Below are 12,137 nucleotides of genomic sequence, written 5' to 3'. Positions count from 1 at the left end.
CCGGGTGATCCGGGCGGCGGCGTTTTCTTTTATGCGCGGCCGATGCTCAAACGAACGTTCGAGAATGGTCGGCAACGTGCCGGTTCCAGCATGTTCCGGCGCCAGAAACGAAAAAGCCGCGCTGGGCGCGGCTCTTTCAGGAGCAGGGGACGCTTACGCGGCCGGCTTGCTCGTACGACGTGCAGCAGCGGCGGTAGCAGCCTTCGTTGCGACGGCAGCAGCAGCGTTGAAGTTCGTTTCAGCGATTTCGACGGCTTGCTTCGTGGCCTTCTGAACCGTTTCGTACGTGGTGTTCGCAGCGTTCAGTGCCGACTTCAGTGCAGCGACAGCCGTTTCCGAACCAGCCGGGGCGTTCTTCGCGACGTTGTCGACGAGTGCCTGGACCTTCTTGTTCTGCTCTTCGAATTGCGCTTCAGCAACCTTCGCGAACTCGGCTTGCGTCGACGATGCGATTTCATACAGGTGACGGCCGTACGACAGCACCTTTTCCGCGACCGGCTGCGACAGGCTGGCTTGCAGCGCGATCAGTTCCTGTGCGTCCTTCACCGACAGCAGGCGCTGTGCGTTTTCCTGGCCTTCGGCCAGCGTCGACTTCACGACCTGCAGGTTGAGTTCGATCAGCTTTTCGACGCCTTCGAACGCCTTGGTCGTCAGACCGAACAGGCTTTCGAGGTTGGCTTTCTGGGCGGCGGCGATTTGCTCGGGGGTCAGCAAGGACATGTCAAGCTCCTGAAAAGCGATCGCGTCGATCGCAGGGTAAAGGGCACTACGCTGGGGAACCTCGGATGCGCGTGCTTTGTGCAACGCAGCAATGAGGCTTATTTTAGGGCAGAGAAAACCAATGTCAAGTATTTTTTGTGCGTTGCACAATCGTGACAAATTATCGATAAAACAACGAGTTATCGTGCCTGTTTGGAATCGGTTTCATGCCGCGATCCCAGATGGTGCGCACGGCTGAGGGGCAGGCGCGGCGCACCATGATCATGCACAGGTAAACCTGACAGGCCCGTGGAACGTTATCCTTCTGTTCCTGTCGAAAAACGCGCCGTTTCGATGCGCGTCCCGTGGCGACGTGCCGCCGCCACGGCCGAGACCGGCGCCCCTGGCACCCCGAGCGCCGGATACGTAGTTTCCCCGCTTTAAATCGCCTCCGAAGTGACGTTATCTCAATTAACCGTGTGCAATCGGGAGACGGGTACTGTCGGGCAGCGCATCCCATGGATTTTTTCGATGGGAGCGGGAGGGTTCATTGGTCAGAGGTTGGCCGACCCTTACATTCCGGTTTAACGACGATCGGTAAGTGCCTAATATTGCTCTTTTTTTCAGCTTTAACTACACTTGCGGAAACCTCCCGCCCGCTTTGTCCAGACCCCAATGAAAGCCGAATCGTTTTCACCGCGCAGATTGTTGCAGAGCATGACGCTCGGCACGGCTGTGTCGGTCGCAGTCGCCTTGCTGGCGACCACTGCGTCCGTCGCGCCTGCTGACGCCTTTGCCGCCACTGCGAAGACCCAACAAGCCGCCAAGAAAAAGGCTGTCGCTCCTGCTTCGTCCGCGAAGAAGAAGTCGGCCAAGGCCAGCTCCGACAAATCCGCGAAGGTCGCGGCCGCCGACGCGCCGCGCGCGAAGGCGTCGCGCAAGCGCGTGACGCTCGCGTCGAACGTGCATGGCGGCCATCACGGCGCGGTCCGCAAGGTCGCGTTCCAGCCGCGCCGGCCGACCGTCGGCCAGGCGTTCGGCCTGCACGACACGCCGGACGCGCTCGCGCTGCGTTCGAGCGTCGCGTACGTCGTCGACCAGAACTCGGGCGAGCCGTTGTTCGACAAGAATTCGCACGCCGTCGTGCCGATCGCGTCGATCTCGAAGCTGATGACGGCGATGGTCGTGCTCGACTCGAAGACGCCGATGACCGACCAGCTCGAAGTCACGGACGAAGACCGCGACTACGAGAAGGGCACGGGCTCGCGCCTGTCGGTCGGCTCGGTGCTGTCGCGTGAAGACATGCTGCACATCGCGCTGATGGCGTCGGAAAACCGCGCGGCCGCCGCGCTGTCGCGTTACTACCCGGGCGGCCGTCCGGCGTTTATCGCCGCGATGAACGCGAAGGCGAAGTCGCTCGGCATGACCGACACGCACTTCGAGAATTCGACGGGTCTGTCGAGCTCGAACGTGTCGAGCGCGCGCGATCTCGTGAAGATGGTCAACGCGGCGTACCAGTACCCGATGATTCGTCAGTTCTCGACCGATCGCACCTACGAGGTGTACACGGGCAAGCGCAACCTGGTCTACAACAGCACGAACGCGCTGATTCGCGGCAATGGCTCGTGGGACATCGGTCTGCAGAAGACGGGTTTCATCAACGAAGCGGGCGAGTGCCTCGTGATGCAGGCGACGATCCACGGCAAGCCGATGGTGATGGTGCTGCTCGATTCGTTCGGCAAGTATTCGCGCTTCGCCGATGCGGCGCGCCTGCGCAACTGGCTCGATGCCGGCGGCGGCGAGCGCCTGACGGCGGCCAACACGCCGAACGGCGGGACCTGATCGCACGATGGCGTGGCGGTTCGCCGCCGCGCCGATGGCTGAAAAAAAGCCCCGCAATCGCGGGGCTTTTTCATTGGGCGCGGGAGCGGCTTACGCCTGCCGCTGCAGCCCGTCCGCATCCTTCGCGGGCGCCGGCCGGTAGCCGAGCGATTCCGAAATGGTTAGGGCCGTGCGGCTCAACTGGCCGAGCCACGCATCCTGGAGGCGATCGGCCGGCGCCGACAGCGACAGGCCCGCGACGAGCTTGCCCGAATCGTCGTAGATGCCGGCCGCGATGCAGCGCACGCCGAGCTCCAGCTCCTCGTTGTCGCGCGCGCACGATTGCTGGCGCACGATCGTCAGCTCGCGCTCGAGCTTCGCGATGTCGGTGATGCTGTTCTGCGTATGGCCGGACAGCCCCGTGCGCGTCGCATACGCGCGCACGCGTGACGTTTCGTCGGCCGCGAGGAACAGCTTGCCGACCGACGTGAGGTGCAGCGGCGCGCGGCCACCGATTGCGCGGACGACCTGCATCCCTGAGCGCTCCGAATACGCACGCTCGATGTAGACGATCTCGTCGCCCTGGCGCACCGACAGGTTCACGGTCTGCCCGGTGAGGCGGTGCAGTTCGCGCATCGGCATCAGCGCCGCGTCGCGTACCGACAGGCGCGCCTTCACGAGGTTGCCGAGCTCCAGCAGCCGCATGCCGAGGCGGTACGTGCCGGGATCGGAGCGGTCGACGAGACGGCAGGTCACCATGTCGTTGAGGATACGGTGCGCAGTCGACGGGTGCAGCTCCGTCCGCTGCGCAAGCTCCTTCAGGCTGACGGGGTCGCTGTGCGCGGCGAGCGCGTCCAGCAGCCGCATCATGCGTTCGATCACCTGGATCGACGTTTTTGAATCCGGGGTGGGTTGGCTCATGTCGGGGGAGAAATCGGTTGACGCGTCAAGCGGTGTTGGAACGATTGTATCTCGTATTGTGAAAAAAGCGAACGCCGTTCGAGGAAATCCTCGTTTCGCGCCGTGCGGGCTTGCGTGAGCGCCGGCGTTGGTCTTGCTGGCCAAACGGCGGATAATGAGAGCCGTTTTCTCGAAGGAGCACGTATGCGAGTCGGTTTGTTCGTGACCTGCCTGGTCGATCTGATGCGCCCCGAAATCGGTTTTTCGGCGCTCAAGCTGATTCGCGACGCCGGCTACGAGGTGATCGTGCCGCCCGCGCAGACTTGCTGCGGCCAGCCGGCCTACAACTCGGGCGACCGTGCGCTCGCGCGTGATCTCGCGGAAAAGACGCTGTGCGAGTTCGAGCAGTTCGATTACGTCGTCGCGCCGTCGGGTTCATGCGGCGGGATGATCCGCGCGCACTATGGCGACCTGTTCCGCGACGACCCCGAACTGATGGGGCGCTACACGCGGTTCCAGCAGAAAGTGTATGAACTGACCGACTTCCTGGCGAACGTCGCGAAGGTGTCGCTCGCGCCGGGCGAATTCACGGGGCCCGTCACCTATCACGATTCGTGTTCGGGCCTGCGCGAACTCGGCGTGAAGGCGCAGCCGCGCGCGCTGCTCGCGCAGCGCGGCATCGCGGTCACCGAAATGAAGGACTGCGAGCACTGCTGCGGCTTCGGCGGCACGTTCGCGGTCAAGTACGGCGACATTTCGGCGGCCATTGCGGACGAGAAGTGCGCGAACGTGCGGGCGTCCGGCACCGGCGCCGTCGTGCTCGGCGATCTCGGCTGCATGCTGAACATCGAAGGGCGGTTGCGCCGCACCGGCGACCGCGACACGCGCGTGCTGCACGTCGCGCAGGTGCTGGCGGGCGACGTCTGACGCCCGGTTCCGCTCACTTTTCCCCGATACCGCGATGCAAGTCCAATCGATGCATTTCAAGGCGCGCGCCGGCCAGAAGCTGGCCGACCAGCGCCTGCAGCAGAACCTGAAGAAGCTGTCGACGAAGTTCGTGTCCGCGCGCGCCGACGCGATGACCGCGATCGACTTCCCGGCCACACGCGCCGCGCTGAAGGATCGTCGCAACCGCGCGCTGGAGAACCTCGACGTGTGGCTCGAGGCGTTCGAGCGCGAGGCGACGCGGCGCGGCACGACGGTGCTGTTCGCCGAAACGACCGAGGATGCCGCGCGGCTCGTGGCCGACATCGCGCGCCGTCACGACGTGAAGAAGGTCATCAAGACCAAGTCGATGGTGTCGGAGGAAATGCGCCTGAACGCGGTGCTCGCGGAAATGGGCGTGCAGTCGATCGAGACGGATCTCGGCGAATACATCCTGCAGATCAACGACAACGAGCCGCCGAGCCACATCATCGCGCCCGTCGTGCACAAGGACAAGGACGAGATCGCCGACCTGTTCGCGCGCACGCACCATCGCGAGCGGCTCACCGAGATTCCCGACATGACGCGTGAGGCGCGCGAGGTGCTGCGCCCGCATTTCATGTCGGCCGACATGGGCGTGACGGGCGGTAACTTCGTGATCGCCGAGACCGGCTCGGTGGCGATCGTGACGAACGAAGGGAACGAGGGGATGTGCACGGTGATGCCGCGCGTGCATGTGGCGGTGACGGGCATCGAGAAGGTGCTGCCGACGCTCGAGGATCTCGCGACCGCGATGCGCCTGCTGCCGCGTTCCGCGACGGGGCAGAAGACCTCGAACTATTTCTCGCTGCTGACCGGGCCGCGCGGGCCGGGCGACGAGGACGGCCCCGAGCACAACTACGTGGTGCTGGTCGACGGCGGCCGCACGGGGCTGATCGGCGGCGAATTCCAGGAGATGCTGCGCTGCATCCGTTGCGGTGCATGCATGAACCATTGCCCGGTGTACCAGAAGGTCGGCGGCCACGCGTACGGCTGGGTCTACCCGGGGCCGATGGGGTCCGTACTGACGCCGAGCTACGTCGGGCTCGATCGCTCACTCGACCTGCCGCAGGCCGCGACACTTTGCGGGGAATGCGACAGCGTGTGCCCCGCCGGGATTCCGTTGTCGCACCTGTTGCGCACGCTGCGCGAGAAGCAGGTCGAGCGACACCTGCGGCCGTGGCGCGAGCGGGCGGCGCTCGCCGCATGGGGTTTCTTCGCGCGCCGGCCGATGCTGTACGCGCTGACGACCAAGCTCGCTGTGCGCATCCTCGAGCGGCTGGGCGGCAACGGCGGCACGCTGCGGCGCCTGCCGATGATGGGCGGCTGGATGGACACACGCGACATGCCGACGCCGACCGGGCGCACGTTCCGCGAGCTGTACGCGGCGTCGCAAAGCCACCTCGGCTGACGACTGTTCATCGAGCGACAACAGTGCGTTCGCTATTTGTATATTTATATCGATAGATGCGGTCTATAGAATCTTGTCTGTAGTCCCCGGAATTGGGTTTCGGGGTACGAGGTCAAGGAGGTCCGCATCATGAAAAAGACAATATCGATGTACTGGCCGCTGGCAATCGTCGTTCCGCTGGCCGCGGCTGCCTATCTGCATGCGATGGCCGAGGCGCCGTCGCGTGGCCCGCTCGCCGTTCACCAGGCATCCGCCGAGCTGGCGCGTGCGGTGTCGTTCGGGCTGGTCGACGATGCGGCGAAGCCGCTGCCGGCGGCGTCCGGCGACGTCGTGCTCGCCGTGCCGAAGGCGCTGTAAGGCATGGCGCCGTCGCTTTGCGCGGCGGCGCGATTTCGGCCGCCTTTGTATAATGGCGGGCTGTTCTCCCACGCGGCTCGCCGCGGCTTTCCGATAGTGCGATGACCCGCGTTTCGATCTGTTTCGTCTGTCTCGGCAACATCTGCCGTTCGCCCACCGCGGAAGGCGTGATGCGTCACCAGGTCGACGCGGCCGCGCTGGCGGACCGGATCGCGATCGATTCGGCCGGTACCGGCGACTGGCATGTCGGCGAGCCGCCGGATACGCGTGCGCAGGCTGCCGCTCGCGGCCGCGGCTACGACCTGTCGGCGCTGCGCGCACGACAGGTGAGCGCGGCGGATTTCGAGCGCTTCGACCTGTTGCTCGCGATGGACGAGGCGAATCTCGCGGAGCTGCGCCGCCGCTGCCCGCCGCAGCATCGCGACAAGGTGCGCCTGCTGATGGAATTCGCGCCGGATTCGGCCGAGACCGAGGTAGCCGACCCCTATTTCGGCGGTACGCAGGGCTTCGAGCAGGTGCTCGATCAGGTCGAGCGCGCGTGCGCGGGCCTGCTGGAGACGCTCAGGGCCCGTACGGAGCGCTGATCGCGCGGTTTTCAGCGATCTGCGAATACCCTTTCAAAGACATGGATACTTGACTAAAAACGTCAAATATTTATACTTGACCAAAATCGTCAAGATTGCAGTCCCCTAGACACCATGAGACTCACCACCAAAGGCCGTTTCGCCGTCACGGCGATGATTGACTTGGCACTGCGCCAGGAGCAGGGTCCGGTGACGCTTGCAGGCATCAGCCAGCGCCAGCGGATTTCGCTCTCGTATCTCGAACAGCTGTTCGGCAAGCTGCGCAGGCATGAAATCGTCGAATCCGTGCGCGGCCCGGGCGGCGGCTACAACCTCGCGCGTCGCGCGCAGGACGTCACCGTTGCCGACATCATCATCGCGGTCGATGAACCGCTCGACGCCACGCAGTGCGGCGGCAAAGGCACGTGCGACGGCTCGAAGCAGCCCGACGGCCATTGCATGACGCACGAGCTGTGGTCGACGCTGAACCAGAAGATGGTCGAATACCTCGATTCGGTGTCGCTGCAGGATCTCGTCGATCAGCAGCGCGCTCGCGAGGGCGCACCTGCGGTGCTGCGCGACCGGCGCACGCCGGAGCCCGTTGCGGCGCCGGCCGAGCCGGTTCGCACGATGCCGCTCGGCCCCAATTCGGTGTTCAACATCGCGAGTTCGTGAGCGCGAAGGCGCCGCCATACCCCATAACGCACATAGTCCCTGCACAGAATTCCCGGAGCGACAGATGACCCAAGACACTCTCCACCTGCCCATCTATATGGATTACAGCGCGACGACGCCGGTCGACCCGCGCGTGGTCGACAAGATGGTGCCGTACCTGCGCGAGCAGTTCGGCAACCCGGCGTCGCGCAGCCACGCGTATGGCTGGGACGCGGAGCGTGCGGTCGAGGAAGCGCGCGAGAACGTGGCCGCGCTCGTGAACGCGGATCCGCGCGAGATCATCTGGACGTCCGGCGCAACGGAATCGGACAACCTCGCGATCAAGGGTGCCGCGAACTTCTACAAGGGCAAGGGCAAGCACATCATCACGGTGAAGACCGAGCACAAGGCCGTGCTCGACACCTGCCGCGAGCTCGAGCGCGACGGTTTCGAAGTCACCTACCTCGACGTGAAGGATGACGGCCTGATCGACCTCGACGTGTTCAAGGCCGCACTGCGCCCGGACACGATCCTCGTGTCGGTGATGCACGTGAACAACGAGATCGGCGTGATCCAGGACATCGAGACGATCGGTGAGATCTGCCGCGAGAAGGGCATCGTGTTCCACGTCGACGCCGCACAGTCGACCGGCAAGGTCGCGATCGACCTCGCGAAGCTGAAGGTCGACCTGATGTCGTTCTCGGCACACAAGACCTACGGCCCGAAGGGCATCGGCGCGCTGTACGTGCGTCGCAAGCCGCGTGTGCGCATCGAAGCACAGATGCACGGTGGCGGCCACGAGCGCGGCATGCGTTCGGGCACGCTGGCGACGCACCAGATCGTCGGCATGGGCGAAGCGTTCCGTATCGCACGTGAAGAAATGGCGACGGAAAACGAGCGCATCCGCATGCTGCGCGACAAGCTGCTGCGCGGCCTGTCGCAAATCGAGGAAACGTACGTGAACGGCGACATGGAGCGCCGTGTCCCGCACAACCTCAACATCAGTTTCAACTTCGTCGAAGGCGAGTCGCTGATCATGGCGATCAAGGACGTCGCGGTGTCGTCGGGCTCCGCATGCACGTCGGCGTCGCTGGAGCCGTCGTACGTGCTGCGTGCGCTCGGCCGCAACGACGAGCTGGCCCACAGCTCGATCCGCTTCACGGTCGGCCGCTTCACGACGGAGCAGGAAGTCGACTTCGTGGTCAACCTGCTGAACAGCAAGATCGCGAAGCTGCGCGAACTCTCGCCGCTCTGGGAAATGCACCAGGAAGGCATCGATCTGTCGACGATCGAATGGGCCGCACACTGAGCGCCGGATTGAACATACCCGCGGGCGGATTCGCGCACGCAGACGTAACGAGTCAAGGAGTCTGAGTCATGTCTTACAGCAACAAGGTTCTGGATCACTACGAAAACCCGCGCAACGTCGGTTCGTTCGCGAAGGACGACGACACGGTCGGCACGGGCATGGTCGGCGCGCCGGCCTGCGGCGACGTGATGAAGCTGCAGATCCGCGTCGGCGCGGACGGCGTGATCGAAGACGCGAAGTTCAAGACCTACGGTTGCGGTTCGGCGATCGCATCGAGCTCGCTCGTCACCGAATGGGTGAAGGGCAAGACGCTCGACGAAGCACTGTCGATCAAGAACACGCAGATCGCGGAAGAACTCGCGCTGCCGCCGGTGAAGATTCACTGCTCGATCCTCGCGGAAGACGCGATCAAGGCAGCCGTGGCCGACTACAAGAAGCGTCACGACACCACGGCAGGCGATCAGGCAGCAGCCTGAGCGGCATCGAGCGGCTTCAGAAGGAACGCGGCGGGCCCTGGTGGCGCGCCGCGGCAAGGACATCATGGCAATTACACTGACCGAAAAAGCAGCACAGCACGTCCAGAAATACCTCGTCCGTCGCGGCAAGGGCATGGGCCTGCGGCTCGGCGTTCGCACGACCGGGTGCTCGGGGCTCGCGTACAAGCTCGAGTATGTCGACGAGCTCGCTCCCGAGGATCAGGTGTTCGAGAGCCATGGCGTGAAGGTGATCGTCGATCCGAAGAGCCTGGCCTACATCGACGGCACCGAGCTCGACTTCGCACGCGAAGGCCTGAACGAAGGGTTCAAGTTCAACAACCCGAACGTGAAGGACGAGTGCGGCTGCGGCGAATCGTTCCGCGTGTGACCACGCGGGTCTCCGCGCGATGCGGGCAAGAGGCGGCACGGGCCGCCTTTTTAATGTGCGGCGTTTGCCGCGCGACGAACCGGAATTGAACGCGACGATGGTCTCGCTGAAAGACAGCCACTTCGACCTGTTTCACCTGCCGGCGCAATTCGCGCTCGACGAGACGGCGCTCGACGCCGCCTATCGAACGGTGCAGACGCAGGTGCACCCGGACCGCTTCGCGGCGGCCGGCGACGCGCAGAAGCGCATCGCGATGCAATGGGCCACCCGCGCGAACGAGGCGTATCGCACGCTGCGCGATCCGCTGAAGCGCGCGTCGTATCTGCTGTCGCTGCGCGGTGTCGACATCGGCGCGGAAAACAATACCGCGATGGAGCCCGCGTTCCTGATGCAGCAGATGGAGTGGCGCGAGGGCATCGAGGATGCCGCGGCCGCCCGCAACGTCGACGCGCTCGACGCGCTGCTCGCCGAGTTGCGCGAAGAGCGGCGCGTGCGGGTGGAGCGCCTCGGCACGTTGCTCGACAGCGGCGCCGATCAGGCGGCCGCCGAGGCGGTGCGCCAGCTGATGTTCATCGAACGGGTCGCGTCGGAAGTGGGCGCGCAGATCGAGCGCCTCGAAACTTAACCGCGTGCCTTGCGGCACGCGCAGCAAACGGGCCGAGCGCCCGAACGAACCAAGATGGCTTTACTGCAAATTTCCGAACCGGGCATGGCGCCGGCGCCGCATCAGCGGCGACTCGCCGTCGGGATCGATCTCGGCACGACGAATTCGCTCGTCGCGGCCGTGCGCAACAGCGTGCCTGAAGTCCTGCCGGACGAAACGGGCCGGGTGCTGCTGCCGTCGGTGGTCCGCTATCTCGAGAAGGGCGGCCGACGCATCGGCCACGAGGCGAAAGAGCAGGCCGCCACCGATCCGCGCAACACGATCGTGTCGGTCAAGCGCTTCATGGGCCGCGGCAAGGCCGAGGTCGAAGGCGCGGCGAACGCGCCGTACGAATTCGTCGATGCGCCGGGCATGGTGCAGATCCGCACGATCGACGGCGTGAAGAGCCCGGTCGAAGTGTCGGCCGAGATTCTCGCGACGCTGCGTTATCGCGCGGAAGATTCGCTTGGCGACGACCTGGTTGGCGCGGTGATCACGGTGCCCGCGTATTTCGACGAAGCGCAACGCCAGGCGACCAAGGATGCCGCGCGCCTCGCGGGCCTCAACGTGCTGCGCCTGCTGAACGAACCGACCGCCGCGGCGATCGCCTACGGTCTCGACAACGGGGCCGAAGGCCTCTATGCGGTGTATGACCTCGGCGGCGGCACGTTCGACCTGTCGATCCTGAAGCTGACGAAGGGCGTGTTCGAAGTGCTGGCCGCGGGCGGTGATTCCGCACTCGGCGGCGACGATTTCGACCATGCGCTGTTCGATCACGTGCTCGCGCAAGCCGGCATCGACGCGAAGACGCTCGCGCCCGAGGACGTGCGCCTGCTGCTCGACCGTGTGCGCGTGCTGAAGGAAGCGCTGTCGTCCGCACCGGAGGCGTCGCTCGACGTCACGCTGTCGGGTGGCGCGCACCTCGTGCAGACGATCTCGCACGACACGTTCGCGTCGCTCGTCGAGCCGCTCGTGCAGCGCACGCTCACGCCGACCCGCAAGGCGCTGCGCGACGCGCAGGTGACGCCGGCCGACATCAAGGGTGTCGTGCTCGTCGGCGGCGCGACGCGCATGCCGGTGATTCGCGACGCGGTCGCGAAGTACTTCGGCCAGCCGCCGCTCGTGAACCTCGATCCGGATCAGGTCGTCGCGCTCGGCGCGGCGATCCAGGCCGACCTGCTCGCAGGCAATCGCGGCACCGGCGACGACTGGCTGCTGCTCGACGTGATTCCGCTGTCGCTCGGTGTCGAGACGATGGGCGGCCTCGTCGAGAAGATCATTCCGCGCAACTCGACGATTCCGATCGCGCGGGCGCAGGAATTCACGACCTTCAAGGACGGCCAGACCGCGATGGCGATCCACGTCGTGCAGGGCGAGCGCGAGCTCGTCGCCGACTGCCGGTCGCTCGCGCGCTTCGAGCTGCGCGGCATTCCGCCGATGACGGCCGGCGCCGCGCGCATTCGCGTGACCTACCAGGTCGACGCGGACGGCCTGCTGTCGGTGTTCGCCCGCGAGCAGTTGTCGGGCGTCGAGGCGTCGGTCGTCGTGAAGCCGTCGTACGGTCTTGCCGACGACGACATCGCGAAGATGCTCGAGGACAGCTTCAAGACCGCCGAGATCGACATGCGCGCCCGCGCGCTGCGCGAAGCGCAAGTCGAGGCCGAGCGGATGCTCGAGGCGACGCAGGCCGCGCTGGCGGCCGACGGCGAACTGCTCGACGCGGACGAGCGCGCGCAAGTCGACACGCTGGCCGCGGCGCTGCGCGCGGTCGCGCAAGGCGACGATACGAACGCGATCGAAGCGGCGACCAAGGCGCTGGCCGACGGCACCGACGAATTCGCGGCGCGCCGGATGGACAAGAGCATCAAGCGCGCGCTGTCGGGCCGCCGGCTCGACGAGATCTGAACTCACGAACTGCGCATCGGCCGGCAACGGCCCGCGCGACAATGAACC

Annotated in this window: 13 protein-coding genes; 11 read left to right on the top strand and 2 right to left on the bottom strand. The window is 65.3% G+C overall.

Going from position 1 to position 12,137, the window contains the following annotated elements:
• Positions 1–153: 153 nt before the first annotated feature.
• The gene (locus tag CFB40_RS11760; RefSeq protein ID WP_039364780.1) at positions 154–720 is read right to left on the bottom strand and encodes a phasin family protein; all 567 of its coding nucleotides are present in this window, start codon (positions 718–720) and stop codon (positions 154–156) included.
• Positions 721–1,374: 654 nt separating this feature from the next.
• On the opposite strand from CFB40_RS11760, the gene pbpG reads away from it, so the two are divergent.
• Complete coding sequence (pbpG, locus tag CFB40_RS11755) at positions 1,375–2,541, top strand: D-alanyl-D-alanine endopeptidase (RefSeq protein ID WP_089425763.1); 1,167 nt, start codon at positions 1,375–1,377, stop codon at positions 2,539–2,541.
• A gap of 90 nt (positions 2,542–2,631) precedes the next feature.
• On the opposite strand, the gene CFB40_RS11750 is transcribed toward pbpG, so the two are convergent.
• Entirely contained in the window at positions 2,632–3,441 is an 810-nt protein-coding gene (locus CFB40_RS11750; protein ID WP_034183553.1) for an IclR family transcriptional regulator, read from the bottom strand.
• Between the two features lie 183 nt (positions 3,442–3,624).
• Between CFB40_RS11750 and CFB40_RS11745 the strand changes: the two genes are divergently transcribed.
• The 10 genes from CFB40_RS11745 to hscA all read left to right on the top strand — a co-directional run bounded on the left by CFB40_RS11745 (position 3,625) and on the right by hscA (position 12,089).
• Positions 3,625–4,347 carry a (Fe-S)-binding protein gene (locus CFB40_RS11745; RefSeq protein WP_089425762.1) on the top strand — a complete coding sequence of 241 codons (723 nt, stop codon included), beginning with the start codon at positions 3,625–3,627 and terminating at the stop codon, positions 4,345–4,347.
• 34 nt (positions 4,348–4,381) lie between these two features.
• Positions 4,382–5,794 carry a lactate utilization protein B gene (locus tag CFB40_RS11740; protein ID WP_089431263.1) on the top strand — a complete coding sequence of 471 codons (1,413 nt, stop codon included), beginning with the start codon at positions 4,382–4,384 and terminating at the stop codon, positions 5,792–5,794.
• A 129-nt stretch (positions 5,795–5,923) separates the two neighbouring features.
• Entirely contained in the window at positions 5,924–6,151 is a 228-nt protein-coding gene (locus CFB40_RS11735; protein ID WP_089425760.1) for a hypothetical protein, read from the top strand.
• Between the two features lie 101 nt (positions 6,152–6,252).
• The gene (locus CFB40_RS11730) at positions 6,253–6,735 is read left to right on the top strand and encodes a low molecular weight protein-tyrosine-phosphatase (protein WP_089431262.1); all 483 of its coding nucleotides are present in this window, start codon (positions 6,253–6,255) and stop codon (positions 6,733–6,735) included.
• Positions 6,736–6,849: 114 nt separating this feature from the next.
• On the top strand, positions 6,850–7,389 hold the full coding sequence (gene iscR / locus CFB40_RS11725; protein WP_009691731.1) for a Fe-S cluster assembly transcriptional regulator IscR: 540 nt from the start codon (positions 6,850–6,852) through the stop codon (positions 7,387–7,389).
• A gap of 64 nt (positions 7,390–7,453) precedes the next feature.
• Positions 7,454–8,677: an IscS subfamily cysteine desulfurase gene (locus CFB40_RS11720; protein WP_089425758.1), complete on the top strand. Its 1,224-nt coding sequence runs from the start codon at positions 7,454–7,456 to the stop codon at positions 8,675–8,677.
• Positions 8,678–8,745: 68 nt separating this feature from the next.
• Positions 8,746–9,153, top strand: a complete 408-nt coding sequence (iscU, locus tag CFB40_RS11715; protein WP_089425757.1) for a Fe-S cluster assembly scaffold IscU — start codon at positions 8,746–8,748, stop codon at positions 9,151–9,153.
• A gap of 64 nt (positions 9,154–9,217) precedes the next feature.
• Positions 9,218–9,541, top strand: a complete 324-nt coding sequence (gene iscA / locus CFB40_RS11710; protein WP_012492710.1) for an iron-sulfur cluster assembly protein IscA — start codon at positions 9,218–9,220, stop codon at positions 9,539–9,541.
• Positions 9,542–9,638: 97 nt separating this feature from the next.
• On the top strand, positions 9,639–10,166 hold the full coding sequence (hscB, locus tag CFB40_RS11705) for a Fe-S protein assembly co-chaperone HscB (RefSeq protein WP_042973645.1): 528 nt from the start codon (positions 9,639–9,641) through the stop codon (positions 10,164–10,166).
• 54 nt (positions 10,167–10,220) lie between these two features.
• Positions 10,221–12,089: a Fe-S protein assembly chaperone HscA gene (hscA, locus tag CFB40_RS11700; protein ID WP_089425756.1), complete on the top strand. Its 1,869-nt coding sequence runs from the start codon at positions 10,221–10,223 to the stop codon at positions 12,087–12,089.
• Positions 12,090–12,137: the final 48 nt, after the last annotated feature.

Source organism: Burkholderia sp. AU31652 (assembly GCF_002223155.1).
Classification (GTDB): Bacteria; Pseudomonadota; Gammaproteobacteria; order Burkholderiales; family Burkholderiaceae; genus Burkholderia.
The sequence above is the reverse complement of the archived record's forward strand: the minus strand, read 5'-3'. Positions and strand labels throughout refer to the sequence as shown.

What these genes read in the sequence shown, in the direction of transcription:
- CFB40_RS11735 (WP_089425760.1), top strand. Translation starts at nt 5,924, where the DNA reads ATGAAAAAGACAATATCGATGTACTGGCCGCTGGCAATCGTCGTTCCG.
- CFB40_RS11745 (WP_089425762.1), top strand. Translation starts at nt 3,625, where the DNA reads ATGCGAGTCGGTTTGTTCGTGACCTGCCTGGTCGATCTGATGCGCCCC.
- CFB40_RS11720 (WP_089425758.1), top strand. Translation starts at nt 7,454, where the DNA reads ATGACCCAAGACACTCTCCACCTGCCCATCTATATGGATTACAGCGCG.
- iscR (WP_009691731.1), top strand. Translation starts at nt 6,850, where the DNA reads ATGAGACTCACCACCAAAGGCCGTTTCGCCGTCACGGCGATGATTGAC.
- iscU (WP_089425757.1), top strand. Translation starts at nt 8,746, where the DNA reads ATGTCTTACAGCAACAAGGTTCTGGATCACTACGAAAACCCGCGCAAC.
- hscB (WP_042973645.1), top strand. Translation starts at nt 9,639, where the DNA reads ATGGTCTCGCTGAAAGACAGCCACTTCGACCTGTTTCACCTGCCGGCG.
- CFB40_RS11740 (WP_089431263.1), top strand. Translation starts at nt 4,382, where the DNA reads ATGCAAGTCCAATCGATGCATTTCAAGGCGCGCGCCGGCCAGAAGCTG.
- CFB40_RS11760 (WP_039364780.1), bottom strand. Translation starts at nt 720, where the DNA reads ATGTCCTTGCTGACCCCCGAGCAAATCGCCGCCGCCCAGAAAGCCAAC.
- pbpG (WP_089425763.1), top strand. Translation starts at nt 1,375, where the DNA reads ATGAAAGCCGAATCGTTTTCACCGCGCAGATTGTTGCAGAGCATGACG.
- CFB40_RS11730 (WP_089431262.1), top strand. Translation starts at nt 6,253, where the DNA reads ATGACCCGCGTTTCGATCTGTTTCGTCTGTCTCGGCAACATCTGCCGT.
- iscA (WP_012492710.1), top strand. Translation starts at nt 9,218, where the DNA reads ATGGCAATTACACTGACCGAAAAAGCAGCACAGCACGTCCAGAAATAC.
- hscA (WP_089425756.1), top strand. Translation starts at nt 10,221, where the DNA reads ATGGCTTTACTGCAAATTTCCGAACCGGGCATGGCGCCGGCGCCGCAT.
- CFB40_RS11750 (WP_034183553.1), bottom strand. Translation starts at nt 3,441, where the DNA reads ATGAGCCAACCCACCCCGGATTCAAAAACGTCGATCCAGGTGATCGAA.